Below are 26394 nucleotides of genomic sequence, written 5' to 3'. Positions count from 1 at the left end.
GGTCAGACGCCCAACGACTTCAGCTTGCGGTGCAGCGCCGAACGCTCCATGCCTACAAATTCCGCCGTGCGCGAGATATTGCCGCCGAAACGGTTGATCTGAGCGATGAGATAATCGCGCTCGAACATTTCGCGCGCTTCGCGCAGCGGCAATGTCATGATGTGATAATCGTTCTTGGCGGAGACCTTTGGCAGCATATCGCCGAGGTCGGTCGGCAGCATTTCCGCCGTGATCGGCGTTTCTGCGCCGTCAGAGCGTGCCAGGATCATCAACCGCTCGATATTGTTGCGCAGCTGGCGGATATTGCCGGGCCAGTCATGCGCCTGCAGCACCGCCATGGCGTCGTCACCGATGCGGCGCGGCCGGATGCCCGCCTGCTCCGAAATCTGGCGCATCAGCTGATCCACGAGAAAGGGAATATCCTCCCGGCGCTCGGCAAGAGCCGGGACGCGTACAGGCACGACAGCGAGACGGTGATAGAGATCCTCGCGGAAAAGGCCCTCTGCAATGCGGCTCTCGAGATTATAGGCCGTGGACGAGATGATACGCACATCCACCTTGACGCGCTTGGAACCGCCGACGCGCTCGAACTGCTGATCGACGAGCACGCGCAGGATCTTGTTCTGCGTCTCGCGCGGCATTTCACCGACTTCGTCGAGATAGAGGATGCCGCGATGGGCCTCTTCCAGGGCACCGATCTTGCGCGCCTGCCCCGGCGAGCCTTCGGTGCCGAACAGGGCGATTTCCATGCGCTCCGGCGTGATTGTGGCGGCGTTCAGCGCCACGAAGGGGCCATTGGCGCGGGTCGACTTCTTGTGGATCATCCGGGCCACGAGCTCCTTGCCGGAGCCCGACGGACCGAAGATCATGATACGGCTGTTGGTCGGCGATACCTTGTCGATCGTCTGGCGCAGCTGCGAAACGGCAACCGACGTGCCGATCAATTCCACGGCGTCGCCGGTGCGGCGCTTCAGCTCCGAGACTTCGCGCTTCAGCTTGGAATTTTCCAATGCGCGCTCGGCGATCAGGATGAGGCGATCGGCCTTGAACGGCTTTTCGATGAAATCGAAAGCACCACGCTTGATGGCGGAGACAGCCGTTTCGATATTGCCATGACCCGAAATCATAACCACGGGCAGCTCCGGATGGCGCGCCTTGATCTCGTCAAGCAGCGCAAGACCGTCGAGCTTGCTGCCCTGCATCCAGATATCGAGAAAGATCAGCCGCGGCGCACGATCGGAAATCGCGGCGAGCGCGCTGTCGCTGTCATGCGCGGTGCGGGTTTCGTGCCCCTCATCCGAAAGAATTCCCGAAACGATTTCGCGAATGTCTTCCTCGTCGTCGACTACGAGAATATCAGATGCCATAGACGCTTTCCTTGTCATTTTCCGTATGGGCGACGGCGGCTTGCTCACGGCGCGGCAGATGCACGCGGATCATGGCCCCCCTGCCCTGGTCGAAATCGGCGGGCGCGTCGTGGAGTTCGATCTGCCCGCCATGGTCTTCAATGATCTTCTTGACGATGGCGAGGCCAAGGCCCGTGCCCTTCTCGCGCATCGTCATGTACGGTTCGAGAATGCTGTGCCGGTTCTCGACTGGCAGACCGCGGCCATTGTCAATGACGTCGACAGTGAAGCGATCGCGATCCGGATCGAGCGACGAGCGGACGAGGATCTTTGGCTGTTCGCGAGCTTGGTCGCTCGGTACGCCTTCGATTGCCTCGACGGCATTCTTGATGAGATTGCCGAAGGCCTGGCCGAGCATTCGCGCATCGAACATGCCCTCGAGCCGCTCGTCGCCCAGTTCACGTTCGAACTGGACATGTGTATTGCCCATTTCGCGCAGGAACACGGCGTCGCGCAGAATATCGCGCAGATCGGTTGGCTCCATGGTCGGCTTAGGCATGCGGGCGAAGGAGGAGAACTCGTCGACCATGCGGCCGATATCGCCTACCTGCCGGATGATCGTATCCGTGCACTGGTCGAAGACAGGACGGTCGGCATCGGCGATATTCTTGCCGAAACGGCGGCGGATGCGCTCAGCGGAAAGCTGGATCGGCGTCAGTGGGTTCTTGATCTCATGCGCGATACGGCGTGCAACGTCGGCCCAGGCGGTCGAGCGCTGCGCAATGACCAGATCGGTGATATCGTCTAGCGTGATCACATAGGATTCATTGGCGTCGCGCGATTCCTCGCGCGTTACCTGAACGCTGAGCGTGCGTACCGTTCCGCCGCGAACAAGGCTGATCTGTTTGCGGAAATCGCTGCGATGGCGCGTCGTCGCTTCCGTCACGACTTGGTCGACCTCTGGCGAAATATCGGACAGATTCTTGCCGATGAGCTCGTCACTCTTGAGCGTCAGCAGGTCTTCGGCCGAGGTGTTGACGATGGTGATGCGCCGATCGTGCTCGACACCGATCACGGCCGCCGTCACACCCGAAAGCACGGCTTCGATGAAGCGGCGGCGGTCATCGACCTCGTCCTTCGCTTCAAGGATTTCATCGCGCTGCGTGCGAATTTCCGAGATCATCTTGTTGAAGGTGCGCGACAGGCTGCCGACGTCGCCGTCAGCCGAGCGTACCGGCACCAGCACGTTCATGTTCCCCGAAGCAACGTTATCCGCAGCACTGATGAGGAGACGGATGGGCCTGACGATGCGATCAGCGATCGCGATAGCGGTCCAGATTGCCGCCAAAAGCACGATCAGAGCAAAGCCGATATAGAGAACGGCAAAGGCGATCTGAAGCGACATGCGCCCTTCCTCCATCGCCTTGTACTCGACGGTGTTGTCCTCCACCATCCGCATAGCATTCATGACGCGCGGATCGACCGCGCGAACGGTGTAGAGGAACGCGCCGGGTATTTCATCGAGCTTGATGACCGCGCCGACAAGATTGGTTACGCCAGGCGGAATGAGAGTCGGTTGCCCGTTGGCCGAAGAATCAAGCGCGTCTTTTGGAATGGCCGGCAGCGGGCGTTCGGTCTTGATCTCGGCTTGGACAATGGCGCTGCCGTCGCGGCGCACGAGAAATGCACCCAGCAAGCCGCGCCCGCGTGCCTGACGGGTCATCAAGTCGGCAAAGCCGGTGCGATCGAGATTGAAGAGCGAACGGTTGCGCTCCAGATCGTTGGCCATCGACACGGTCTGACCCTGCAGATAGCTCGCATTCTCCATCAGATAGGCTTGCGCGACGTTCTGCGAGGAGCTGATGATCTGCTGCGTTCGCACGCCGAACCAGCGATCCAGGCCAACATTGAGCGTCAGGCTGGCAACGATGGCGACGAGAATGGCTGGCGTGATCGCGACGATCGAGAATAGAACGACAATGCGGATATGCAGGCGGGCTGCCGCGCGGCCACGGCTGCGCGCCTTCATCAGCCGCGCCACCTCACGGGCAATAAGAGCAATCAGCCCCAGGACGAAAAGTCCATTGATAACGACCGAGGTGAAAACGACCGAGGATGTCGGGGCGACTGGCGTCAGCCCGAGAAGCATCAGCAGGGTCGCGATGGCGCACAGCAGAGCGCCGCCGGCCAGGATCAGACCAGGTAGGGCAAAGGAAGCACGACGGTCCGTCACCTTGACAACCGTCTCGTCGCTCGCCGCCGGCGACACCGCGTCCTGCATCATTCCCATCAATCTCCACGCCCGAGCGACGGTCGGCGCCCTGGTCGAATCGCACGGCCACTATGGGCATCGGTGCGAGCGACAGGCAGAGGCGGGAACTGTCGTCCGGTTTCGCATAGAAGCGAAACCTTTACTTTACGTCACTTTTGCAACAGCTTGAAAAATCAGACGAACTCTCGTTCTGAAGAGAGTGGGCCAGATGAATCGCCACCGCAAAAACGACGAATCTGCTGCGTGACCTTTAAGCAACGCATTGTGGCGAAAATGCAACGCATCGGATTACATTGTCAAGCCGTACGGGAGCTTCTGTAAACCGAAACACCCAGTTCTCTGATCTTTTTGCGCAGCGTATTACGATTTAGGCCCAAAAGATCGGCCGCCTTGATCTGATTGCCGCGTGTGGCAGTCAGTGCGGCGAGAATCAACGGGTATTCCATTTCGGTCAACACGCGATCGTAGAGGCCTGGCGGCGGCAGATTTTCGCCGAAACCGGCAAAATAGGTCCGCATATTCTCTTCCACCGCCTGGGCGATGGTCATCGTACCGGTGCGAACCGGGCCTTTCTCGATCGGGCTGTCAGGCACATCGGCGCGCAATTCCGCGTCGATGATCTCCTTGGTAATGACATCCTGCGGATAGAGCGCCATAAGGCGGCGGATGAGATTTTCGAGCTCGCGGACGTTACCTGGCCATGGATAGGCCTTCATCAGCTCGAGCGCTTCCTGGTCGAAACGCTTGGAACCCAGCCCCTCTTTTTCAGCCTGCTGGATGAAATGACGCACCAGATCGGGAATATCCTCGGCGCGATCGCGCAGCGGTGGCAGGCGGAGCGGCACGACGTTGAGGCGGTAATAGAGATCCTCGCGGAACAGGCCCTGATTGATGGCCTGCTTCAGATCCTTGTTGGTGGCGGCGACGATGCGGACATCGGTGCGGATCGGGGTGCGACCGCCGACGGTGGTGTATTCGCCCTGCTGCAGCACGCGCAGCAGGCGCGTCTGCGCATCCATCGGCATATCGCCAATTTCGTCGAGGAACAGCGTGCCGCCTTCGGCCTGCTCGAAACGTCCGGTCGAGCGGGTCTGCGCGCCGGTGAAGGCGCCCTTCTCATGGCCGAACAGTTCGGATTCGATCAGGTCGCGCGGGATGGCCGCCATGTTGATGGCCACGAAGGGACCGTTGCGGCGCTTACCGTAATCATGCAGAGCGCGGGCCACCAGCTCCTTGCCGGTACCGGATTCACCGGTGATCATCAGCGTCAAGTCCGTCTGCATCAGACGCGCAAGCACGCGGTAGATTTCCTGCATCGCGGCGGATCGGCCGACGAGCGGCATACCGTCCTGCATGTCGTCATCGATTTTTGCCGGCTTACGCTTCGGCTCCGACAGCGCGCGGCCGACGATCGCGATCAGCTCGGTCAGGTCGAAGGGTTTCGGAAGATAGTCATAGGCGCCCTTCTCCGATGCCTTGATCGCCGTCATGAAAGTGTTCTGCGCACTCATGACCAGAACAGGCAGATCCGGCCTCGCCTTTTTGATGCGCGGCAACAGATCGAATGCGTTTTCATCCGGCATGACGACGTCGGTTACAACGAGGTCGCCTTCGCCGGCGGAGACCCAACGCCAGAGCGTAGCGGCGTTTGACGTGATACGCACGTCGTAACCGGCGCGGCTCAAAGCCTGGTTGAGCACGGTGCGGATGGCCGCGTCGTCATCGGCGACAAGGATCGTGGCTGTCATCGAGTAGTCCCTGTAGAGTTCGGAAGTGGGGCATCTTCTGAGGTGATGCCCTTGGAGGCAGGCATCAAAACACGGAAAGTGGTGCGATGGTTCTGGCTGTCGCATTCGACGATGCCGCCGTGGTCACCGATGATCTTGGCGACCAGCGCAAGGCCGAGGCCGGTTCCGTTCGTCTTGGTCGTGATGAACGGATCGAAGAGATGCGGCACGAGATCGGCCGGGACACCCGGGCCATTGTCGATGACGCAGAATTCCAGCGGCAAGGAGATCTTTTCGCGCGTGCCGGCTACGGAAAGCCTAATGCCGGGACGATAGGCCGTCGTCAGCATGATTTCGCCGTCCTGACGGTCGCCGACCGCTTCAGCGGCGTTCTTCACCAGATTGAGGAAAACCTGCACGAGCTGATCCCGGTTTGCGAAAACCGCCGGCAGCGAGGGGTCGTAATTCTCTGAGATCTTAATGTTTCGCGCAAAGCCGGCCTTGGCGACCGCCTTCACATGATCGAGCACGGAATGGATGTTGACGGGAACACGATCGACGGGCCGCTCGTCGGAGAAAACCTCCATGCGGTCGACCAGCGAGACGATGCGGTCGGTCTCGTCACAGATGAGGCGCGTCAGTGCGCGATCGTCGTCCTCAACGGATTGCTCCAGCAGCTGTGCGGCACCACGAATGCCCGACAGCGGGTTCTTGATCTCATGCGCCAGCATGGAGGCAAGGCCGGTGACTGAACGGGCAGCAGCGCGATGCGTCAGCTGCCGGTCGATCTTGTCGGCCATGGAGCGCTCCTGGAACACCACCACGACCGAACCGGGCGTGCTGGAAACCGGCGCGACATAGATATCCACCAGCTTGTCCTGTCCCAGGCGCGGCGAGCTGAGATCGACACGGTATTCGTTGACGGGCGCACGGCGTTCGCGCACCTGGTCGATCAGTGCCAGCAATGGGCTACCGAACGGTATGAAGGTAGAGATCTTGTAGCGCGACAGGTGCGATGCGCTGGCGCCGAAGAAGGCTTCCGCCTCCCAATTGGCGAAAGCGATAAGGCCGGCCTCATCGACCATGACGACGGGGTTCTGGATCGCGTTGAGAACGGCCATGGCGACGGAGTTAGCCGGGTTATCACCGGCGCCGGAGCTGGATTTCGAAGTCATGCAGCCTCCTGGACGCAGTGGGCGAGATCAAAACCTGCCTGCAGCGCGGCACGGAAGGATACAACCACCTCACCGCTCTCTTTCGACGTCATGATTTTCGCCTTGTCAGCACCTGTCGTTGCCGACGCGTAGCGGTCGAGATACCAGGCGAGATGCTTGCGGGCGTGGCGAATGCCGACCGCTTCGCCATAGAACTCCAGCATCATGCGATAGTGTTCAAGCGCGATATCGACGATCTCCTGGCGGCTGGGCTCGCAATGACCGGCCAGTACGCCCGCATGCCAGGGACGGCCCTGGCAGCCCCGACCGATCATGACTGCATCAGCACCGGAGCGACGCAAGATTTCCTCGGCGTCCTCAGCCGTTTCGACATCGCCATTCGCCACAAGCGGAATGGAGACGACATCACGCACGGCGCGGATAGCATCCCAATCCGCCCTGCCCTCATAGAATTGCATGCGCGTACGACCGTGAATGGTGACGAGCTGGATGCCGGCCTCTTCAGCCCGGCGCGCGATATGAGGCGCATTGATGGAATTCTCGTCCCAGCCCAGCCGCATCTTCAGCGTGACGGGAATGTTCACTGCGCCGACCGTCGCTTCGATCAACGTCAGCGCATGATCCGGATCGCGCATCAGTGCCGAGCCGGAATAACCGCCGATCACCTTCTTGGCGGGACATCCCATGTTGATATCGATGATATCAGCACCGTTGTCCGCGGCGATTTTTGCCGCTTCGGCCATCCAATGCGCCTCGCGGCCGGCGAGCTGCACCATATGCGGCTTAAGCCCTGCGCTTCTCAGACGCGCCCACGATTCGGTCGTATCCTGAACAAGCTCGCGGCTTGCGACCATCTCTGTGACGACCAAGCCGGCCCCATAGCGTAGAGCGAGCTGCCGGAAAGGCAGATCGGTCACGCCCGACATCGGCGCAAGGATCACGCGATTTCGGACGGATACGGAACCTATGGAAAAGGGAGCTGCAAGCTTGGAAGAAAGCAAATGATTATCTTTCGGGCACACCATACATCTGCACTATTTTTAGACACGCTTTGAAAGTTTGCCAAGGGGTTTCGAAGAATCCCGATATTTTTTGGGCAGATGCTGGAAAATACTCAGTTCAGGCGATAGACCCTGCTTGAGCAGGATCCCGTTTTGGCGATCTATTTAGCATGTGCTTGTTCAAAAGAAAGCTCTACGCTTTTCAAAGCCATGCCGCAGACGGAGCCTTTCATCTTCGGGGATTTATGACGCAAATGCATCCAAAGCAACCGTTGTCGGTGGGAATCATGATCGTTGCCGCCGGGCGCGGCGAACGGGCGGGCTCTCCCGAGGAAGGCCCCAAGCAATATCGCGCGATCGGCGGCAGAGCGGTTATTGCGCATACGCTTGAAAAATTCGTGACATGGCCGCAGGCATCGAAAATCGTCGTCGTTATCCACCGCGATGATGAGAAGCTGCTGCGTGCGGCACTGCAACAGATCGCCGGCCTGCCTGATGTCGAGATCGCTTTCGGTGGCGCAACCCGTCAGCAATCCGTGCTTGCCGGACTGCGCGCGTTGAAAGACAGTGGCGTCACGCATGTGATGATCCATGATGCTGTCCGACCCTTCTTCGACCATGATCTGCTGGATCGTGTCGCCGCAGCGCTTACAGACGGCGCGCCAGCGGTGCTGCCCGCTATACCCGTCACAGACACGCTGAAACGCGGAGACGCAAACGGCCGGGTTGTCGATACCGTATCCCGTGCTGGCCTTCACGCCGCGCAGACACCGCAATCCTTCCGCTTCGCTGATATTATCGCCGCGCATGAGAAGGCCGAAGCCGATGGCAAGATTGATTTCACCGACGATGCAGCGATTGCGGAATGGTGTAACCTGCCGGTGACATTGGTGATCGGCAGCGCCGACAACGTAAAACTGACAATCAAAAGGGATATTGCCATGGCCGATGAAAAGCTCAGCGCCGGCCTGCTGCCTGATGTGCGCACCGGCAACGGCTATGACGTCCACCAGCTGGAGCCGGGCGATGGCGTCACCCTTTGCGGCGTTTTCATTCCCCACGACCAGAAGCTGAAGGGGCATTCGGACGCCGATGTCGCCCTGCATGCCCTGACGGACGCGCTGCTCGCCACTTGTGGCGCCGGTGATATCGGCGACCATTTCCCGCCCTCCGATCCGCAATGGAAGGGTGCGCCGTCGCGCATCTTCATCGAGCATGCGGCAAAGATCGTGCGCGAGCGCGGCGGCACCATCATGAATGCCGATGTCTCGCTGATCGCCGAGGCGCCGAAGGTCGGGCCGCATCGCGACACCATGCGCGCCAGGCTTTCCGAATTCCTGGGCATCAGCATCGACCGCTGTTCGGTTAAGGCGACGACGAACGAGAAAATCGGCTTCGTCGGCCGCCGCGAAGGCATTGCAGCCATCGCAACGGCAACCGTCGTCTACCGCGGAGGCAAGGCATAATGCATTTTCCTGATGAGATTATCGCGCTTGCGCAAAAGATCGTCACCGACTTTACGGCTAGAGGTTGGATGGTCGCGACGGCCGAATCCTGCACCGGCGGGCTGATCGCCGGCGCGCTGACGGAGATCCCCGACTCATCCGCCGTCGTCGATCGCGGCTTCGTCACCTACACCAACACTGCCAAGATGGAGATGCTCGGCGTTCAGGAGCAGACGCTGGCGCAGTTCGGCGCTGTATCAAAGGAAACGGCGCTGCAGATGGTCCATGGCGCCCTCTTCCGCTCCCGGGCTGATTTCGCCGTGGCGGTTACAGGCATTGCCGGCCCCGGCGGCGGTTCAGCGAAAAAGCCGGTCGGGCTCGTCCACCTCGCCGCCAGGGCCCGCAGCGGCGGGATCATCCATCGTGAAATGCGCTATGGCGACATCGGCCGCGACAAGGTTCGGCTCGCCACGGTGCATACGGCGCTGGAGATGCTAGTCGCGCTCGCTCAATGACCGGGCACGGCTTCAAGCATAGATTTTGTTCGCGCGCGTCTCGAAGGCATCGGTGAACATGCGGAAGGCCCGATCGAACATCGATCCCATCAAAGCGCCGAGAATGCGGCTCTTGAATTCGTAATCGATAAAGAAATCGATGCTGCAGCCACCATTCTCCAGCGGCGCAAAACGCCAGCGATTGTCGAGATACTTGAACGGTCCGTCGATATATTTCACGTCGATCGCGCGCTCCGCCTTGTTCAGCAGAACCTGTGTCGTGAAAGTCTCGCGGATGGCCTTATACCCGACCGTCATATCGGCAACGAGCAAGGTCTTACCGTCCCGCTCCTTGCGGCTGCGGACCGTAAGCGCGTCGCAGAGCGGCAGGAATTCCGGATAGCGCTCCACGTCGGCGACGAGGTCGAACATCTGGTCGGGCGAATGCGGAACGGGGCGATGAGTTTCGAACTGAGGCATGAGCCGCAATTAAGCAGGACGGCCAAGAAGATCAAGGAGCTGACGCATTTCGCCGCGGGATTTCAGCTGCAAAACGGGGACATCCGGACCATGCTGAGCAAGCCCAGCCAGAACTTTCGGCGCAAATTTCTGCTCCCAATCCCATATGTAGCGTAGAAACTCCCAATCGATGCGTTCGGGGCACCCCGGTGCCATATCGGGGCGCGACCGCCCCAGCCATCGCAGCGCCCTCGACAGAGCGCCCCACATGCAAACCCAGCGCGGCATGCGCACCCAAAGCACAAGCTCGGTGCGCGGCAATCTGAGATCGAAGGTGGATGGTCCCGTTCCATCTATCAGCCAGCGATCCTCGGCAACCTTCGCCGCAATAAGCGCGCGTTCCTCCACCTTGTCTCGCTTCACCCAGCCCGGCAGCCAGAAAAACTCCCGGTCCATGGAGACGTAGGGCAAATCCAGAAAAGCAACGATCTTCTGGGCCAATGTCGACTTGCCGCCGCCGGAACAGCCCATGATAAGGATACGATTGGCCGCCCTAAGATGGGCCGCACCCTCAGCTATGCTGCTCAATTCCTGCATATGTCATCTCCGGCAACCGAATGAGCACAATAATTTGAATGTCTGGCAGCGCCTATGCAGGTTTTGCGAGCAAATCGAGCAAGTCGCGCATTTGCCGCCGGCTGGTCAATTGCAGAACGGGAACATCGGGACCGTGTTGAGCCAGGCCAGCCATGACGCGCGGCGCAAACTTCTCCTCGAATGTCCAGATGAACCGCAGGAATTCCCAATCGACCTTCTCGATACAGCCCGGCGCCATTTCCGGGCGCGTGCGGCCCATCCACCTGATCCAGCGAGAAACGGCGCCCCAAATGCACAGCAGGCGCGGCATCCGCACCCATATGACGAAATCCGTGCGCGGCAGACGCACATCGAATGTCGAAGGGTTGGTGCCATCCATGATCCATCGCTCACCCTGTACCTTGGCGACGATGATGGCGCACTGCTCGGCTTTGTCGCGCTGAACCCAGCCCGGCAGCCATAAAACGTCGCGGTCGATCGAGACATACGCAAGGCCAAAGCGGGCTGCTATCCGCTGCGACAGGGTCGATTTGCCGCCGCCGGAGCAGCCTATGACGAGGATGCGGTTGGCCTTTTCGATAAGCGCAGCTGCCTCTTCGATACCGACAGCATGGAAAAGCGCCTGCGGCGCGACGATCTGCTCCACGGTCCAGCTCCATAGTCGAATCGAAAACGCCGATACCGGTGACAAACGGCGGCGTGTTCCCTAGGCCGCATCGATGACAAATGAATGACAGAACGAAGAAACCGCGACGCATTCGCCGCGGTTTTTTTTCGAAAGCAGATGCAGTCCGGCTGGCTTATTCGGCGGCCAGCAGCAGCTTCTTTTCGCGAGCAGCGCGCAAACGCTCGAAATCGTCCCCGGCGTGATGCGACGAGCGCGTCAGCGGGCTCGAGGCGACCATCAGGAAGCCCTTGGTGTAAGCCACGGTTTCGTAGGACTTGAACTCTTCCGGCGTGACGAAGCTCATCACCTGGTGATGCTTGCGCGTCGGCTGCAGGTACTGGCCGATGGTCAGAAAGTCGACATCGGCGGTGCGCAGGTCGTCCATCAGCTGCAGCACTTCGTTGCGCTCCTCGCCGAGGCCGACCATGATGCCCGACTTGGTGAACATGGTGGGGTCCAGTTCCTTGACCCGCTGCAGCAGGCGGACGGAGTGGAAGTAACGGGCACCGGGACGAACCGTCAGATAATTGCCGGGCACGGTTTCCAGATTGTGATTGAAGACATCGGGCTTGGCGGCGACGACGCGCTCCAGGGCGCCCGGCTTCTTCAGGAAGTCCGGCGTCAGGATTTCGATCGTGGTCGAGGGCGAAGCGGCGCGGATCGCCCAGATCACCTTCTCGAAATGCTCGGCGCCGCCATCCTCCAGGTCGTCGCGGTCGACCGAGGTGATGACGACGTGGCTGAGGCCCATCTGCTTGACGGCTTTGGCGACGTTTTCGGGCTCGGCCATGTCAAGAGCGTTCGGCTTGCCGGTCGCGACGTTACAGAAGGCGCAGGCGCGCGTGCAGATCTCGCCCATGATCATGAAGGTGGCGTGCTTCTTGTCCCAGCACTCGCCGATATTCGGGCAGCCGGCTTCCTCGCAGACCGTGACAAGCTTGTGCTCCTTCACGATCGAGCGCGTCTCGGCATAGCCTTTCGATGTCGGCGCCTTCACGCGGATCCAGTCCGGCTTGCGCATAACTTCCGTATCCGGCCGATGCGCCTTTTCCGGATGTCGCACGCGCTTTGCGTCCGGGTTGATCGTGTCGAGAATGGTGACCATGGAACGTCTACTTTCCGCCGCTTGAAATGCGGCCCTTCATCGCCGAGCGAATTTGGCGAGGAATATCAGAATGCATGCACCGATGAAACCGGTGATGAAAAAGCCAAGCCGGCCGCCGGGTACGCCGACATGCAGGGCCACCATCAGCGCCGCAGCCACGACCGAGCCGGCAATGCCGAGGATGATGTTCAGGATAACCCCATAGCGTGCGTCCATCAGCTTCCCCGCGAGCCAGCCCGCAAGACCGCCGATGATGATCAGACCCAGCCAACCTACGCTTTCCATCAAACCCTCGTTTCGGACGCCCTTCAGGACAGTTCTGCCGGGCGTCGCGTTGCGTCTTAACGATGATGCTCTAGACGATCAATCTCGCCAACAGCACCACAATGATCGCACCGACCGTGGCATGAATGATCTCCACGACAAGCGCATTTTCAATGCCAAGCGATATCCCGAAATAACGGAACAGGAAACCGCCCACGAAGGCCCCGATCACGCCACTCACCAGGCAACCGATGAGCCCGCCGCCTCCAACGATCAAGCTCGCAAGGAAACCAGCGACCAGCCCGATGAGAAGAAAGACGATCCAACCTTCCGCAGTGATAGACATGTTGATTTCCTTTCCTGTTTTCCACCCCCTGGATAAAGGGCATGACAGGAAATTATCAAGCGTTCAGCACCCGGCCATAGGCATCCAGCACGGCTTCCTTCATCGTTTCCGAAACGGTCGGATGCGGGAAGATCGTATGCATCAGCTCTTCTTCCGTCGTCTCCAGGTTCATGGCGACGACAAAGCCCTGGATGAGTTCGGTGACTTCAGCGCCGACCATGTGCGCGCCGAGCAACTCGCCCGTCTTCTTGTCAAAAATGACCTTGCAGAGACCCTGGTCTTCGCCAAGCGCAATCGCCTTGCCGTTGGCAACGAAGGAGAAACGGCCGACGCGGATATCGCGGCCGAGTTCCTTGGCCTTGGCTTCGGTCAGGCCGACGGAGGCAACCTGCGGCTGGCAATAGGTGCAGCCCGGCACCTTGCTCTTGTCGGTCGGATGAACGTTCGGCAGGCCGGCAATCTTCTCGATGCAGACTACGCCTTCGTGCTCGGCCTTGTGCGCCAGCATCGGCGGGCCGGCGACGTCGCCGATGGCGTAGATGCCGGGGACATTGGTCTTGCCGTAGCCGTCGATGACGACACAGCCGCGGTCGGTCTTCACGCCGAGCGCCTCGAGGCCGAGGTTTTCGATATTGCCCTGCACGCCGACGGCCGAGATCATGCGATCGGCAACGATCTGCTGCACCTTGCCGTCTTCGGTTTCGACGTGGGCCGTGATCGAGTTGGCAGCCTTATCGACCTTCGTGACCTTCGCCTTGGTGAAGATCTTCAGGCCGCGCTTTTCCAGCTGCTTGCGGGCAATACCGGAGATTTCGGCGTCTTCGACCGGCATGATCGTCGGCATGACTTCGACGACGGTGACATCGACACCCATCGACCGATAAAAGCTTGCGAATTCGATACCGATGGCGCCCGAGCCCATGACGAGCAGCGACTTCGGCAGGAAGTCCGGCTTCAGCGCTTCGAAATAGGTCCAGATCAGCTTGCCATCCGGCTCGATGCCGGGCAGAGCGCGCGGACGGGCGCCGGTCGCGACGATGATGTGCTTGGCGGTATAGGTGCCCTCGCCCTTGACGTTCTTCGGCAGCGGATGCTGCGGCTCGACGACAGGCTTTGTCGACTTGCCGACGACGATCTCGCCAGGCTTCGTGATCTTGGCTTCGCCCCAAATCACGTCGACCTTGTTCTTCTTCATCAGGAAACCGACGCCTTGGTTGAGGCGGGCGGAGACACCGCGCGAACGGGCGACAACCGCCTTCACGTCCGCGCTCACCTTGCCCTCTAGAACGAGGCCGTAATCCTTCAGATGGTTGGAATGATCGAGGATTTCGGCTGAACGGAGCAGCGCCTTGGTGGGGATGCAGCCCCAGTTGAGGCAGATACCGCCCAGGTGCTCGCGTTCGACGATCGCGGTCTTCAGGCCAAGCTGGCCGGCACGCACGGCGGCGACATAACCGCCGGGGCCGGAGCCGATGATAATGACGTCGTAATTCTCAGCCATGTGTTTCCTGCCTTATTGCTGACGGCGGATCGAAGCCGGCGCCTTGAATCTATTAGAGACCGAGCATCATCCGCACGATCGGCTCGAGGCCGCGACCGAGCGCCCGGGTATTTTCCGCATCGAGATGAACGCCATCGAGCGGCGTGGTGACGGCGACGGTATTGGCATCGAAGAAGCCGCAGCCCAGCTCGTCGGCCAGATCGCTGTAGAGCGTCGGCAGCTTGCTCGATTCCATGACTGCACCAAGAAAGCTGGCCGCAAAGGCGGCATTGGCCGTCTCGGTGATCGCCGGCGGGGCGACGATAAGGATATCGGGCACCTCGTAGTCGAACCCCCAGGCATGGTTGCGCACCAGCTGGACCAAGCGGCTGATGCCCTGCAGAGCGGCAAAGGCCGAACCGGCAACGACGGGCTTCATGTCGTTGGTGCCGAGCATGATGATGACGAGATCAAGCGGATTGTGAGACTGCAGGATCGTCGGCAGGATCCTCGCGCCGTTGCGGTCGCAATCGGCGAGATGATCGTCGAAAGCGGTCGTGCGGCCGTTCAATCCTTCCGGGATCACGCGCACCTGATCGCCGAGCGCCTTTTGCAACACGCTCGGCCACCGATCTTCATAGGCATGACGGCCGACCGTCTCGGCACTGTAGCCCCACGTCAGCGAGTCGCCGTAACACAGAACAGTCTTGGTCATTCATGCCTCCGTGTCGCTACAAGGCTCAGACGAGCATCCCCATCGGATTTTCGATGTAGCCCTTGAAGGCTGCCAGGAGCTCGGCACCGAGCGCACCGTCGACGGCACGATGGTCAGTCGACAGCGTGACGGTCATCACGTTGGCAATCACCATTTCGCCCTTCTTGACGATGACGCGCTGTTCGCCAGCGCCGACGGCCAGAATGGTCGCATGCGGCGGATTGACGACGGCTGCGAAGTTCTTGACGCCCATCATGCCCATGTTCGACACGGCAGTCGTACCGCCCTGATACTCCTCGGGCTTCAGCTTGCGCTCCTTGGCGCGCTTGCCGTAGTCCTTCATCTCGTTGGAGATGGTGGAGAGAGTCTTCTGCTCGGCGCTGCGGATGATCGGCGTGATCAGGCCGCCCGGAATGGAGACGGCAACGCCGACATCGGCATGCTTGTGCTTGACCATATTGCTGTCGGTCCAGGAGACATTGGCATCCGGAACATCGCGCAATGCCAGCGCCAGGGCCTTGATGACCATGTCGTTGACCGAGAGCTTGTAGGCCGGCACGCCATCCTTCGACTTCGGCGCGGAATCGTTGAGCTGCGCGCGGAGTGCCAGCAACGCATCGAGTTCGCAATCGACCGAGACATAGAAATGCGGGATCGTCTGCTTGGATTCCTGCAGGCGCTTGGCGATCGTCTTGCGCATGCCGTCATGCGGCACGAGCTCGTAGGAACCCTGCTCGAACAGCTTGAGGACGGCGTCGTCGGACATGCCCTTCGCAGCGGCCGGAGCAGCAGCGGCAGCCGGCTGTGCAGCCGGTGCGGCTGCAGGGGCAGCCTTGGCGGTGCCGCCGGAAACTGCAGCTTCGATATCCTTCTTGACCACGCGGCCATGCGGGCCAGAACCGGAAACCGCAGTCACATCGATGCCAGCTTCCTTGGCAAGACGCCGTGCGAGCGGCGAAGCGAAGGTACGCTGACCGTCGTTTACCGCCGGTGCCGATGCAGCGGGAGCCGGAGCGTTTGCGGCAGGAGCCGAAACGCTTGCCGGAGCCTGGGCTGCCGCAGGTGCTGCAGCCGGAGCCGCTTCAGCTTTCGGTGCTTCTTTTGCAGCAGGAGCAGCAGCGGCGCCAGCGCCGGAAGCTGCAGCAGCGATATCCTCGCCATCGGCCGCAATCACGGCGATCAGGGCATTGACCTTTACGCCTTCGGTGCCGGCGGGAACGACGATCTTGGCGACCGTGCCCTCATCCACAGCCTCGACTTCCATCGTTGCCTTGTCAGTCTCGATCTCGGCGATGACATCGCCGGACTTGATCTTGTCGCCTTCCTTGACCAGCCACTTGGCGAGGTTGCCCTCTTCCATGGTCGGCGAGAGGGCAGGCATGGTGATGTTGATAGGCATCGATGAGCCCTCCCCTTACTTGTAGCAAACGGCCTTCACCGCATCGACCACTTCAGCGACGCTCGGAAGCGCCAGCTTTTCGAGGTTGGCGGCGTATGGCATGGGTACGTCCTTGCCAGCGATCGTCAGGATCGGCGCATCGAGATAATCGAAGGCCTGCTGCATAACGCGGGTGGCGATTTCCGTGCCGACGGAGGACTGCGGATAGCCTTCCTCGACAGTGACCAGGCGGCCGGTCTTCTTGACCGATTCGATGATCGTCGGCAGATCCATCGGACGGATGGTGCGCAGGTCGATGAGTTCGACATCGATGCCCTGGGATTCCAGCTCGGCGACGGCCTTCGTGGCATAGGTCATGCCGATGCCGAAGGAGACGACCGTGACGTCCTTGCCCGGACGGTGAATGCGGGCCTTGCCGATCGGCAGGACGAAGTTATCGAGCTTCGGCACATCGAAGTGCTGACCGTAGAGGATTTCGTTTTCGAGGAAGATGACCGGATTCGGATCGCGGATCGCAGCCTTGAGCAGACCCTTGGCGTCAGCTGCCGTGTAAGGCATGACGACCTTGAGGCCCGGAATGTGGCTGTACCAGGCTGCGTAGTCCTGGCTGTGCTGGGCACCGACGCGAGCCGCGGCACCGTTCGGGCCGCGGAAAACGATTGGAGCGCCCATCTGGCCGCCGGACATATAGAGAGTCTTGGCAGCAGAGTTGATGATCTGGTCGATCGCCTGCATGGCGAAGTTGAAGGTCATGAACTCGACGATCGGGCGAAGGCCGGCCATTGCAGCGCCGACGCCGATACCGGCAAAGCCGTGCTCGGTGATCGGTGTGTCGATGACGCGACGTGCGCCGAACTCCTGCAGCAGGCCCTGGGTCACCTTGTAGGCACCCTGATATTCGGCAACTTCTTCACCCATGACGAAGACGTCCGGATTGGCGCGCATTTCTTCGGCCATGGCGTCGCGCAGTGCTTCGCGTACCGTCATCGACACCAGTTCCGTGCCAGCCGGGATTTCCGGATCGGCAGGAGCGGCAGCCTTCGGCTGAGCCGGGACCGGTGCAGCAGCCGGCGCCGGAGTGGCGGCAGGAGCTTCGGTCTTTGCCGGCTCGGCAGCGGGGGCAGCCTTGGCGGACGAAATGGCGTCGGCGGATTCGCCGTCCTGCAAGAGGATGGCGATCTTGGTATTGACCTTGACGCCTTCGGTGCCGGCGTCGATCAGCAGTTTGCCGATCGTGCCTTCATCGACGGCTTCCACTTCCATGGTGGCCTTGTCGGTTTCGATTTCGGCAATGACGTCACCGGAAACGACCTTGTCGCCTTCCTTCTTGAGCCATTTCGAAAGGGTACCCTCTTCCATCGTCGGAGAAAGGGCGGGCATGAGAATATCGATGGGCATAATGTCCCTCCCCGATTTAGAGCAGAATGTCGGTGTAGAGCTCGGATGCATCCGGCTCCGGATCGTTCTGGGCAAAATCGGCGCTGTCTGCGACGATATCGCGGACATCCTTGTCGATATCCTTCAGATCGTCCTCGGTCGCCCAACCCTTTTCGAGCAGGCGAATACGGACCTGCTCGATCGGGTCGTGCTCGGAACGCATCTTCTGCACTTCGTCCTTGGAACGGTACTTCGCCGGGTCGGACATGGAGTGACCGCGGTAGCGGTAGGTCAGCATTTCCAGGATGATCGGGCCCTTGCCGGAGCGGCAATGCGCAACGGCTTCGTCAGCCGCAGCCTTGACGGCGCGGACGTCCATGCCGTCGACCTGAATACCGGGAATGCCGAAGGAGGCGCCACGCTTGGAAAAATCGGCCTGAGCGGTGGCGCGAGCCGTCGACGTACCCATGGCGTAGCGGTTGTTTTCGATCACGAAGATCACGGGCAGCTTCCAGAGCTGCGCCATGTTGAAGCTTTCGTAGACCTGACCCTGGTTGGCAGCACCATCACCGAAATAGGCAACGCTGACATTGTCATTGCCGCGGTACCAGTTGGCAAAGCCGAGACCGGTGCCGAGCGAAACCTGGGCGCCGACGATGCCATGGCCGCCGTAGAAATTCTTTTCCTTGGAGAACATGTGCATGGAGCCGCCTTTCCCTCGGGAATAGCCGCCCTGACGTCCGGTGAGCTCGGCCATGACGCCACGTGCGCTCATGCCGGTTGCCAGCATGTGGCCGTGGTCGCGATAGCCGGTGATGACCTGGTCACCATCTTTCAGCGCCAGCTGCATGCCGACGACGACGGCTTCCTGGCCGATATAAAGGTGACAGAAGCCGCCGATGAAGCCCATACCGTAAAGCTGGCCCGCCTTCTCCTCGAAGCGGCGGATCAGGAGCATCTCACGATAAGCCTTGAGCTCCGCATCACGATCGAAATCCGCGATCGGGCCGCCATTGGTTTCCTTGGCAGGCCTTGATGCTGTCTTACGGCTGGAAACGGTCGCGTTTTTTCGCGGCGCCATTCAACCCTCCCTGTGTGAGTAGCCTCGTTTTATGGTGAGGCGTAACATAGGGAAGATTACCCGCCACAGCAATGCTATAATTGCATGGCTCATATTCATTGTAAGTTATTGATATAACTCACAAAAACTCAATTAACCAGAATTCGGTTAATTGAGTTTACTTATTGAAGATGACGATCTCGTTGGCTTTGGAATAGGTCAACTGGTAGCGCGCATATTGATCGAGCATATCCTTATCCAGGGAGCCGTCGCTCAACAGCGCAACCTCCTTCTCAAGGTGCTCCCGCTTGGCGACAAGCTCAGCCAATTCCTTGGCGCGATCGATGCGGCGCCGCTCGAAAACTTCGGTCGCCTTCAGGCCGTAATCGCCATGAATGCAATGATAACCGAAGTAGCTCACGAAAGCGATGGTGATGGCGGGAAGGATGAGGCGGCCGAACCTTCTCTTCTTATGATACTTTGTCCACATACTCGCTCGTCACGCTCTGGCTTTACGCAATCTCCCCAAAGCCAATGCGCTTCGAACAAGATCACATCAAATCAAACACCTAGAGCTAATTTAACCTGCAGAGATTAACCGTCCGTTGACTCTAACAGTCGGGGCCAACAAAAAACCGCGCCCGAAGGCGCGGTTCGACCCAAGCGATAATTTGCCGCGGATCCGGATGGATCCGACAGGTCAGATATCAGCCACGCAGGATGGAGCGGCCGGCATATTTTGCCTGCGGGCCGAGTGCTTCCTCGATACGGATGAGCTGGTTGTACTTGGCAAGGCGGTCGGAACGCGACAGCGAACCGGTCTTGATCTGGCCGCAATTGGTGGCAACGGCGAGATCGGCGATCGTGGAATCTTCCGTTTCGCCCGAGCGGTGCGACATGACGGCGGTGTAGTTGGCCTTGTGCGCGGTTTCGACTGCGTCGAGAGTTTCGGTCAGCGAGCCGATCTGGTTGACCTTGACGAGGATCGAGTTGGCAACGCCCATGCGGATACCGTCGCGCAGGCGAGCGGAGTTGGTGACGAACAGGTCGTCGCCGACGAGCTGGGTCTTCTTACCGATCAGGTCGGTCAGCGTCTTCCAGCCTTCCCAGTCGTCTTCAGCCATGCCGTCTTCGATCGAAACGATCGGGTACTTGGCCGCGAGTTCTGCAAGGTATTCAGCCATGGCGCCGGATTCCAGCGTGCGGCCTTCGCCTTCGAGAACGTACTTGCCGTCCTTGAAGAATTCGGTCGAGGCGCAATCGAGGCCGAGAGCGATTTCGTCACCCGGCTTGTAGCCGGCCTTCTCGATGGACTTCATGATGAAGTCGAGGGCTGCCGGAGCGCTGGAAAGGCCCGGTGCGAAACCGCCTTCGTCGCCGACGTTGGTGTTGTGACCTTGCGATGCCAGTTCTTTCTTCAGAACGTGGAAGACTTCCGAACCCATGCGGACGGCTTCGCGAATCGAGTCAGCGCCGATCGGCAGGATCATGAATTCCTGGAAGTCGATCGGGTTATCGGCATGGGCGCCGCCGTTGATGATGTTCATCATCGGAACCGGCAGCAGACGGGCGTGAGCGCCACCGACATAACGGTAGAGCGGCAGGTTGGCGCTCTGGGCAGCAGCCTTGGCGACGGCGAGCGAGACACCGAGAATGGCGTTTGCACCGAGACGCGACTTGTTCGGCGTGCCGTCAAGCTCGATCATGATGTTGTCGAGCTGGATCTGGTTTTCAGCGTCCATGCCGCCGATCGCGTCGAAGATTTCCGAATTGACGGCTTCGACGGCCTTCTCGACACCCTTGCCATGGTAGCGCTTGCCGCCATCGCGAAGCTCGACTGCTTCATGTGCTCCGGTCGACGCGCCCGACGGAACCGCCGCACGGCCCAAGCTGCCATCTTCGAGGTAGACATCGACTTCGACAGTCGGATTGCCACGGCTGTCGAGAATCTCGCGGGCGATAATGTCGGTGATTGCGGTCATGATAGCTTCCTGCTCGCTGGTTTATAAATCGATTTAAATCGTCTTAATCGAAGGCGCGGAAATTACAATGGCGATCCGCGCCGCGATTTGGCACTCCTGCAGGCCCGTAACGCAAATTCATGTCAGCCTGTTGAATGCCGGCTACGTTTCAAGCCTTGGCGATGGCGTCGAAGGCCAGCAGCTTCTCCAGAAGCCGTGGCATATCCTTCAGATAGACCATGTTCGGGCCGTCGGACGGTGCATTGTCGGGATCCTCATGCGTCTCGACGAAGAGACCGGCAACGCCGACGGCCACGGCCGCACGCGCCAGCGTCTCGACGAAACGGCGGTCGCCGCCGGTCGAGCCGCCCTGCCCGCCAGGCTGCTGGACGGAATGGGTCGCATCGAAGATGACGGGCGCGCCCATCGCCGCCATGATCGGCAGCGAGCGCATATCCGAGACCAGCGTGTTGTAGCCAAAGGAGGCACCGCGCTCGCAGAGAAGAATATTCGGATTGCCGCTATCGTTCAGCTTGGCAAGCACGTTCTTCATGTCCCACGGCGCCAAGAACTGGCCTTTCTTGACGTTGACCACGCGGCCGGTCTTGGCAGCAGCAACCAAAAGATCAGTCTGGCGCGACAGGAAAGCAGGGATCTGCAGGATATCGACCGTCTTGGAAACGATGGCGCACTGCTCTTCCGTGTGGATGTCGGTCAGGACCGGGAAGCCATATTCCTTCTTCAGGTCTTCAAAGACTTCCAGCGCCTTTTCCAGGCCGATGCCACGTTTGCCCGACAATGATGTGCGGTTCGCCTTGTCGAAGGAGGACTTGTAGACGAGGCCGATGCCGAGCTTGCCGCAGAGTTCCTTCAGGACGCCGGCAACCATGAACGCATGGTCGCGGCTTTCCATCTGGCAGGGGCCGGCAATCAGCGACAGCTTTGCCGTATTGGAAAAGAGGACCTTGGACGCTCCTTCGCCGACGGTCACTTCGGAATTTGTGCTCATATTATCTCCTCAAAGGCGAACAATGCGCCCTGACCGGGCGCCAACCTCGCCAATAGACGATTGTTCTTACGCGTATAGGTGACGCCGTTAGCAGTGAAATGCGACGATGTCACGGAAAGATCGCGCGTTTTGAAAAGGATTGCCCTCGCCCTGAGCCCCTGATCATTCGTGCAAACAGGTAGATCATAGAATGCCTCCATTCCTTCCGGCGTCAAAATCTCCAGATCGGCGTTGGCGGCCTTGATCGTCAGGCCAAAGGAATGCTCCATAATGCGCGGGCCACCGACAAGCTCCTCGAAGAAGCCGCGATAGGCCCCCGGCTTCGGCGTGCAAAGCGCTACCCGCGCGATACCAGTCACGCCGTTCTCGTGACGCTCGAGCACGCCGCGGTCAGCCGGCAGCGGATTGACGCGCTGACAGCAGAAAGCGAGAAAATCCGGCGCACGCAGATCGGCGCCGAAGGCTAAACGAAAGCCGGCGGTGGTTTCCGTGCCGTCCGGCATCTTCATCGGACGGGAGAAATCCAGCATCCGCCCCGCCGAAATCGCAGCTGCCTTGAAACGCTTATCGTCCGCCACCGCATCATCCGTACCGAATACCACGGCTGAAAAGCCATCCTCCCCCACCCGGAAACGATAAGCCTGGTCGCGCGCTACGAAAACATTGCCATCCACGATGCTCTTCTCGTATTGCTCCGGAGATGCGACGCCCAGAGGTTCGAGATAGGTTTTATCGGCAAAGAAGACGCAGGCATTCTGCGTGCCAAAGGGATGGCGCGCATCCGGAGCTACCGTGAAACCGAGCTTGCCGAGGCGTTCGCGTGCCAGAGCGATGTTGACGGTCGGCAGCACGAGATGATCCAGCGGATGCGGAGACGAAATCATGGCTTCTCCTGTTTGCTTGCGGAAGCAGATTTGCGCCCATCGCCCGCGCAATTCAAGATGGAAGCATGGAACACCCGGAGCACACGACATGGATAGAAGGCAATCTCGCAAACGTGATTGCTGATTCTCTGCCATGGCCGGCTCATGCAGTCGCGCGGCACGTTCGTCCAAATGCTCGGCGCATGGGCTGAACGACAAAGTCGCGGAAGCGAGTAGAGCGGCATTTCCCTTATTTTTCTGTGGATTAACGCAGATACGGCGCCCCGATGTTCCGAGCCGATCCATTCGCAAATGGTAATTATTTAACTGACCTCACAAGGCTTTACCGAAATTTAAGCACTTGCGGAACACATATGGAACATATAGTGTCCGTTCTGGATTTGTTTCACAGCTTTTCTTGATTCTGGGGTTCCAAGACGATGTTGACGCGCAAGCAGCAGGAACTGCTTCTCTTCATTCACGAACGCATGAAGGAATCCGGTGTGCCGCCATCTTTCGACGAGATGAAGGATGCACTGGATTTGGCATCCAAATCCGGTATCCATCGTCTGATCACGGCGCTGGAGGAGCGCGGCTTTATCCGCCGGCTACCGAACCGGGCTAGGGCCCTTGAAGTCATCAAGCTCCCGGATGCCTATAATCCCAGCCTTCAGCCGCGTCGCGGCTTTTCACCGAGCGTCATCGAGGGTAGCCTCGGCAAGCCGCAGCCCGTTGCCCCGCCCGCTCCGTCGAAAGTGGCTAATGACGATCACAACGGCTCGGCGTCTGTGCCCGTGATGGGCCGCATCGCAGCCGGCGTTCCGATCTCGGCCATCCAGAACAATACGCACGACATTACCGTTCCCGCCGACATGCTCGGATCTGGCGAACATTATGCGCTTGAAGTTCGCGGGGATTCGATGATCGACGCCGGAATTTTCGACGGCGATACGGTCATTATCCGCAATTCGACGACGGCCAATCCCGGCGATATCGTCGTTGCACTCGTCGACGATGAAGAAGCGACACTGAAGCGCTTCCGCCGCAAGGGTGCCTCCATCGCGCTCGAAGCCGCAAACCCGGCCTATGAAACCCGCATCTTTGGGCCGGACCGGGTCAAAGTTCAGGGCAAGCTCGTGGGCCTTATTCGTCGCTATCACTGACCGGTGAATTGTCGACGACGGGTGACGCTGGCGCAATTGGCGCGTCGAATGTGCCAGTGCGCCAATTATAAATTCGATGCCTGGTCCATGGACGTTGCGGGTTCTCGAATGCGGCTGAGATAATGGGCTTGTCTGCGGTAAGTATCATTTCGATGGAGCCGGTTTTACGCAATGTCGCACCGGTTATGAGCATTGCTCCGGAACGGCAATGGTCCAGCCGCAGCCGGATTGGCGTCACGACAAAATTCCCCGTGTCGCAAGCCGGGGACAAGTAAGCTGCATTTTCGATGGTTACCAATATCGAGCCGTTTTCTAGCATGGCTACGCACCATGCTCCCTTCTGGCAGGCAAAGCTTCCCTGCATGGTGCGATCCAGGGCTTCCGCCATTGCGGTGCGGACCGCCTTCTGCTCTTCGTTACTTAGTCGTCTATGCCGATCCGTCTTGCTGATCTGCGGAAGCCGGTTGTCGGCCGCAAGCATGGTCGGCGGTTGATGTTCGGCCGCGACGAGCGCTTTCTGCCATTGCTCGAAGATGAAGGCCTGCGGTCTCTCGCGATTGGTGGCGAGGATATCGTCCTGGCGCAGGGCAACGAGAATGCCATCTTCCGAGATCATCAGATCCGGCTTCGGTACGCCGGAGCCGAACGCGGCCACGCCGACAGATGACAGCAGCAGCAACAGGCCCAGATGGCGAAGCCGGGTCCGCAGCATGCTCATGATCAGGAAGCCAGCGATGAAAGTGGGCATCAGCCAGCCGGGCTGGCGTCCGAAGGTAATATCGCCTCCCCACCCCGCCACCGTTTTCGCGATGACGATCACAAGCTCCAATCCCTCACCGGTGACTTTCCAGAACGGTCCATCGATTCCGAAAGGCATCAGCAGCATCGCCATCATACCGAAGGGCATGACGATGAAAGAGACGACGGGCATGGCCGCTAGGTTGGCAGCAAGTCCATATGTCGCCAACCGGTGAAAGTGCTCGATCGAGAAAATGGCCGTCGATGCACCGCCGATGAACGATGTCGACATCACGCCTCCAAAGAAGCGCGTGACGAACAGCAGCGGACTTAACAGACGGATGCGCGCCAGGATGTTTTCGCGATGCCGCCGTCGTTTCCAGAGCGAATAGCCTGATACCAGTGCCAGTGTCGCCGCATAGGACATCTGGAAACTCGGGCCGAGCACTTGCGACGGCGACAGTACAAGAATGACAATGGCTGAAAGTGCGACGTTGCGCAGGCTGAGCGACGGTCTGTCGAAAAGCACGGCTACCAGCATGATCGCCATCATGATGAAGGCACGCTCGGCGGATACGCCGAAGCCGGAGATGAGGTAGTAGGCCGTTACAGTAAGAAGCGCGCCGAGGGCTGCGAACTTCTTGGTCGGCCAAGCCTGCGCGACACCGGGAAACAAGCTGAACAGATAACGCAGACCGACATAGAAAATACCGGCCGACAGCGCCATGTTGAGGCCGGAAATTGCGATGATGTGGGTCAGGCCGGCAATTCTTAGGGCTTCGGTCGTATCCTTCGAGATTGCGCGTCTCTCATCGGTGACAAGCGCCGCTGCAAAGGCCCCGGTATCTCCGGGCAAGGTTTGCCTGATCCGGTCGCCTATGCTGTTGCGCAGGCTGGCGAGCCAGATATCGGCGGCGTCCAATAACGAGCCAGCAGCATTATCACCGGCCGGAGACAATAATTTCGGCGTTCCGTAGGCAAAGCCGTTCGCACCGATGCCGTTGAAATAAGAGCTGAAGGCAAAATCATTGAGGCCAAGCAAGGCCGGCCCGGCCGGCGGCGTCAATCGCGCCCTGCCCTGGATACGATCACCGAGATCGAACGACTCCGCCTGCTTACGCACGAAGATCGTAACCCGCTGCGGCGTGCGGCGAATAGAAGGCTTTTCCGTTGCCTCGACGCGGACGACGTAGCGCCAGCGTCCATTGTCATAGGATTCCCGTCGCTCGATCTGCCCGGTCACGGTGGTCGTCACGGCCGAATCGAGCATGACGGTGGAAACCCGCCAGCTTTCCCACTGCGCGAGCGCCATGCCTAGGCAAATGAGCATGCCGGCGAAAAGTGTGTGATGAAGCACTCTGCCCGCATCGCGCTTTATCGAAAAACCCAAAGCAAATAGAATGAGACCTGCGAGAACCGCCTGCGGGGGTGGGTCAGCTTGCGCCTCGAACCAGATAATCGCGCCCAAACCCATGTAGATCGGCGCGAAAAGAACAGCACGGCCATGAGCCGCCTCCTCCGCAATCAAGCCGAGGACAGCGGTTCCAAGACGCTTTGGAACACGCAGGAAACGCGACGTCAGCGGCGCGTGATCCTGTGTTCGTTCCCGTTGTCGCGCTTTGCCGTGAAGGGTAATCGTCGCGGAGAAGGCGCGAGGTTGCGGGGACGCGATAACGTCCCTACTCTCTTCCTGCTGGTCGGATGCCTCCAAATTAGGCACTCGCTGACTGC

The 26394-nt window shown here is 59.8% G+C and carries 24 protein-coding genes; 3 read left to right on the top strand and 21 right to left on the bottom strand.

What is annotated here, in order from left to right; all coding sequences use genetic code 11:
* Window positions 1–2 precede the first annotated feature (2 nt).
* The 5 genes from ntrX to dusB all read right to left on the bottom strand — a co-directional run bounded on the left by ntrX (window position 3) and on the right by dusB (window position 7545).
* Complete coding sequence (gene ntrX, locus AC13RM_RS13845) at window positions 3–1367, bottom strand: nitrogen assimilation response regulator NtrX (protein ID WP_015339830.1); 1365 nt, start codon at window positions 1365–1367, stop codon at window positions 3–5.
* Window positions 1357–3630: a sensor histidine kinase NtrY-like gene (locus tag AC13RM_RS13840; protein WP_488555194.1), complete on the bottom strand. Its 2274-nt coding sequence runs from the start codon at window positions 3628–3630 to the stop codon at window positions 1357–1359. The genes ntrX and AC13RM_RS13840 overlap by 11 nt, the downstream gene beginning before the upstream one ends.
* A gap of 284 nt (window positions 3631–3914) precedes the next feature.
* Window positions 3915–5366: a nitrogen regulation protein NR(I) gene (gene ntrC, locus AC13RM_RS13835; RefSeq protein WP_092715497.1), complete on the bottom strand. Its 1452-nt coding sequence runs from the start codon at window positions 5364–5366 to the stop codon at window positions 3915–3917.
* Entirely contained in the window at window positions 5363–6520 is a 1158-nt protein-coding gene (locus AC13RM_RS13830) for a two-component system sensor histidine kinase NtrB (protein ID WP_488555193.1), read from the bottom strand. The genes ntrC and AC13RM_RS13830 overlap by 4 nt, the downstream gene beginning before the upstream one ends.
* On the bottom strand, window positions 6517–7545 hold the full coding sequence (dusB, locus tag AC13RM_RS13825; RefSeq protein ID WP_488555192.1) for a tRNA dihydrouridine synthase DusB: 1029 nt from the start codon (window positions 7543–7545) through the stop codon (window positions 6517–6519). Before dusB ends, AC13RM_RS13830 begins: the two co-directional genes overlap by 4 nt.
* A gap of 221 nt (window positions 7546–7766) precedes the next feature.
* Here dusB and AC13RM_RS13820 point away from each other — a divergent pair, with 221 nt between their 5' ends.
* Window positions 7767–8987 carry a bifunctional 2-C-methyl-D-erythritol 4-phosphate cytidylyltransferase/2-C-methyl-D-erythritol 2,4-cyclodiphosphate synthase gene (locus AC13RM_RS13820; RefSeq protein ID WP_488555191.1) on the top strand — a complete coding sequence of 407 codons (1221 nt, stop codon included), beginning with the start codon at window positions 7767–7769 and terminating at the stop codon, window positions 8985–8987.
* On the top strand, window positions 8987–9481 hold the full coding sequence (locus AC13RM_RS13815) for a CinA family protein (protein WP_488555190.1): 495 nt from the start codon (window positions 8987–8989) through the stop codon (window positions 9479–9481). The genes AC13RM_RS13820 and AC13RM_RS13815 overlap by 1 nt, the downstream gene beginning before the upstream one ends.
* Window positions 9482–9493: 12 nt before the next feature.
* Here the strand turns inward: AC13RM_RS13815 and AC13RM_RS13810 are convergent, their stop codons facing one another.
* From AC13RM_RS13810 to AC13RM_RS13740, 15 genes are all read right to left on the bottom strand, one after another.
* Window positions 9494–9940 carry a type II toxin-antitoxin system RatA family toxin gene (locus AC13RM_RS13810; protein WP_488555189.1) on the bottom strand — a complete coding sequence of 149 codons (447 nt, stop codon included), beginning with the start codon at window positions 9938–9940 and terminating at the stop codon, window positions 9494–9496.
* Between the two features lie 9 nt (window positions 9941–9949).
* Window positions 9950–10516 (bottom strand): P-loop NTPase family protein, encoded by a 567-nt coding sequence (locus AC13RM_RS13805; RefSeq protein ID WP_374821696.1) that lies wholly within the window; start codon window positions 10514–10516, stop codon window positions 9950–9952.
* A 52-nt stretch (window positions 10517–10568) separates the two neighbouring features.
* Window positions 10569–11162, bottom strand: a complete 594-nt coding sequence (locus tag AC13RM_RS13800; protein ID WP_440478231.1) for a P-loop NTPase family protein — start codon at window positions 11160–11162, stop codon at window positions 10569–10571.
* Window positions 11163–11316: 154 nt separating this feature from the next.
* Window positions 11317–12288 carry a lipoyl synthase gene (lipA, locus tag AC13RM_RS13795; protein ID WP_095434823.1) on the bottom strand — a complete coding sequence of 324 codons (972 nt, stop codon included), beginning with the start codon at window positions 12286–12288 and terminating at the stop codon, window positions 11317–11319.
* Window positions 12289–12324: 36 nt separating this feature from the next.
* Window positions 12325–12573, bottom strand: a complete 249-nt coding sequence (locus AC13RM_RS13790) for a GlsB/YeaQ/YmgE family stress response membrane protein (protein WP_015339819.1) — start codon at window positions 12571–12573, stop codon at window positions 12325–12327.
* Window positions 12574–12643: 70 nt separating this feature from the next.
* Window positions 12644–12898, bottom strand: coding sequence for a GlsB/YeaQ/YmgE family stress response membrane protein (locus tag AC13RM_RS13785; protein ID WP_015339818.1), 255 nt, complete (start codon window positions 12896–12898; stop codon window positions 12644–12646).
* A 55-nt stretch (window positions 12899–12953) separates the two neighbouring features.
* Window positions 12954–14399: a dihydrolipoyl dehydrogenase gene (gene lpdA / locus AC13RM_RS13780; protein ID WP_075852526.1), complete on the bottom strand. Its 1446-nt coding sequence runs from the start codon at window positions 14397–14399 to the stop codon at window positions 12954–12956.
* A 52-nt stretch (window positions 14400–14451) separates the two neighbouring features.
* Window positions 14452–15093 carry an SGNH/GDSL hydrolase family protein gene (locus tag AC13RM_RS13775; protein WP_285172727.1) on the bottom strand — a complete coding sequence of 214 codons (642 nt, stop codon included), beginning with the start codon at window positions 15091–15093 and terminating at the stop codon, window positions 14452–14454.
* Window positions 15094–15118: 25 nt separating this feature from the next.
* A complete protein-coding gene (locus tag AC13RM_RS13770; protein ID WP_488555188.1) occupies window positions 15119–16492 on the bottom strand; it encodes a pyruvate dehydrogenase complex dihydrolipoamide acetyltransferase in 1374 nt (457 codons plus the stop codon).
* Between the two features lie 15 nt (window positions 16493–16507).
* Complete coding sequence (locus AC13RM_RS13765; RefSeq protein WP_488555187.1) at window positions 16508–17890, bottom strand: pyruvate dehydrogenase complex E1 component subunit beta; 1383 nt, start codon at window positions 17888–17890, stop codon at window positions 16508–16510.
* Between the two features lie 16 nt (window positions 17891–17906).
* Complete coding sequence (gene pdhA, locus AC13RM_RS13760) at window positions 17907–18950, bottom strand: pyruvate dehydrogenase (acetyl-transferring) E1 component subunit alpha (RefSeq protein WP_015339813.1); 1044 nt, start codon at window positions 18948–18950, stop codon at window positions 17907–17909.
* Between the two features lie 157 nt (window positions 18951–19107).
* Window positions 19108–19419 (bottom strand): FtsB family cell division protein, encoded by a 312-nt coding sequence (locus AC13RM_RS13755; RefSeq protein ID WP_095434817.1) that lies wholly within the window; start codon window positions 19417–19419, stop codon window positions 19108–19110.
* Between the two features lie 217 nt (window positions 19420–19636).
* Entirely contained in the window at window positions 19637–20911 is a 1275-nt protein-coding gene (gene eno, locus AC13RM_RS13750) for a phosphopyruvate hydratase (RefSeq protein ID WP_095434816.1), read from the bottom strand.
* 148 nt (window positions 20912–21059) lie between these two features.
* The gene (gene kdsA, locus AC13RM_RS13745; RefSeq protein ID WP_113352583.1) at window positions 21060–21899 is read right to left on the bottom strand and encodes a 3-deoxy-8-phosphooctulonate synthase; all 840 of its coding nucleotides are present in this window, start codon (window positions 21897–21899) and stop codon (window positions 21060–21062) included.
* Window positions 21896–22783 carry a VOC family protein gene (locus AC13RM_RS13740; RefSeq protein ID WP_488555186.1) on the bottom strand — a complete coding sequence of 296 codons (888 nt, stop codon included), beginning with the start codon at window positions 22781–22783 and terminating at the stop codon, window positions 21896–21898. The genes kdsA and AC13RM_RS13740 overlap by 4 nt, the downstream gene beginning before the upstream one ends.
* A gap of 419 nt (window positions 22784–23202) precedes the next feature.
* On the opposite strand from AC13RM_RS13740, the gene lexA reads away from it, so the two are divergent.
* Window positions 23203–23925, top strand: a complete 723-nt coding sequence (gene lexA, locus AC13RM_RS13735) for a transcriptional repressor LexA (protein WP_015339808.1) — start codon at window positions 23203–23205, stop codon at window positions 23923–23925.
* On the opposite strand, the gene AC13RM_RS13730 is transcribed toward lexA, so the two are convergent.
* Window positions 23906–26374 (bottom strand): ComEC/Rec2 family competence protein, encoded by a 2469-nt coding sequence (locus AC13RM_RS13730; RefSeq protein ID WP_488555219.1) that lies wholly within the window; start codon window positions 26372–26374, stop codon window positions 23906–23908. The two genes, lexA and AC13RM_RS13730, sit on opposite strands and share 20 nt — an antisense overlap.
* Between the last annotated feature and the right edge of the window lie 20 nt (window positions 26375–26394).

The sequence above is a fragment of the Martinezella sp. CNPSo 3732 genome, from assembly GCF_057784515.1.
This window is presented reverse-complemented; position numbering and strand designations above follow the sequence as displayed.

Bases quoted from the DNA above. Each gene is read 5' to 3' on its own strand.
- ntrX (WP_015339830.1), bottom strand. From the start codon at position 1,367: ATGGCATCTGATATTCTCGTAGTCGACGACGAGGAAGACATTCGCGAA.
- AC13RM_RS13840 (WP_488555194.1), bottom strand. From the start codon at position 3,630: ATGATGCAGGACGCGGTGTCGCCGGCGGCGAGCGACGAGACGGTTGTC.
- ntrC (WP_092715497.1), bottom strand. From the start codon at position 5,366: ATGACAGCCACGATCCTTGTCGCCGATGACGACGCGGCCATCCGCACC.
- AC13RM_RS13830 (WP_488555193.1), bottom strand. From the start codon at position 6,520: ATGACTTCGAAATCCAGCTCCGGCGCCGGTGATAACCCGGCTAACTCC.
- dusB (WP_488555192.1), bottom strand. From the start codon at position 7,545: ATGGTGTGCCCGAAAGATAATCATTTGCTTTCTTCCAAGCTTGCAGCT.
- AC13RM_RS13820 (WP_488555191.1), top strand. From the start codon at position 7,767: ATGACGCAAATGCATCCAAAGCAACCGTTGTCGGTGGGAATCATGATC.
- AC13RM_RS13815 (WP_488555190.1), top strand. From the start codon at position 8,987: ATGCATTTTCCTGATGAGATTATCGCGCTTGCGCAAAAGATCGTCACC.
- AC13RM_RS13810 (WP_488555189.1), bottom strand. From the start codon at position 9,940: ATGCCTCAGTTCGAAACTCATCGCCCCGTTCCGCATTCGCCCGACCAG.
- AC13RM_RS13805 (WP_374821696.1), bottom strand. From the start codon at position 10,516: ATGCAGGAATTGAGCAGCATAGCTGAGGGTGCGGCCCATCTTAGGGCG.
- lipA (WP_095434823.1), bottom strand. From the start codon at position 12,288: ATGGTCACCATTCTCGACACGATCAACCCGGACGCAAAGCGCGTGCGA.
- AC13RM_RS13790 (WP_015339819.1), bottom strand. From the start codon at position 12,573: ATGGAAAGCGTAGGTTGGCTGGGTCTGATCATCATCGGCGGTCTTGCG.
- AC13RM_RS13785 (WP_015339818.1), bottom strand. From the start codon at position 12,898: ATGTCTATCACTGCGGAAGGTTGGATCGTCTTTCTTCTCATCGGGCTG.
- lpdA (WP_075852526.1), bottom strand. From the start codon at position 14,399: ATGGCTGAGAATTACGACGTCATTATCATCGGCTCCGGCCCCGGCGGT.
- AC13RM_RS13775 (WP_285172727.1), bottom strand. From the start codon at position 15,093: ATGACCAAGACTGTTCTGTGTTACGGCGACTCGCTGACGTGGGGCTAC.
- AC13RM_RS13770 (WP_488555188.1), bottom strand. From the start codon at position 16,492: ATGCCTATCAACATCACCATGCCTGCCCTCTCGCCGACCATGGAAGAG.
- AC13RM_RS13765 (WP_488555187.1), bottom strand. From the start codon at position 17,890: ATGCCCATCGATATTCTCATGCCCGCCCTTTCTCCGACGATGGAAGAG.
- pdhA (WP_015339813.1), bottom strand. From the start codon at position 18,950: ATGGCGCCGCGAAAAAACGCGACCGTTTCCAGCCGTAAGACAGCATCA.
- AC13RM_RS13755 (WP_095434817.1), bottom strand. From the start codon at position 19,419: ATGTGGACAAAGTATCATAAGAAGAGAAGGTTCGGCCGCCTCATCCTT.
- eno (WP_095434816.1), bottom strand. From the start codon at position 20,911: ATGACCGCAATCACCGACATTATCGCCCGCGAGATTCTCGACAGCCGT.
- kdsA (WP_113352583.1), bottom strand. From the start codon at position 21,899: ATGAGCACAAATTCCGAAGTGACCGTCGGCGAAGGAGCGTCCAAGGTC.
- AC13RM_RS13740 (WP_488555186.1), bottom strand. From the start codon at position 22,783: ATGATTTCGTCTCCGCATCCGCTGGATCATCTCGTGCTGCCGACCGTC.
- lexA (WP_015339808.1), top strand. From the start codon at position 23,203: ATGTTGACGCGCAAGCAGCAGGAACTGCTTCTCTTCATTCACGAACGC.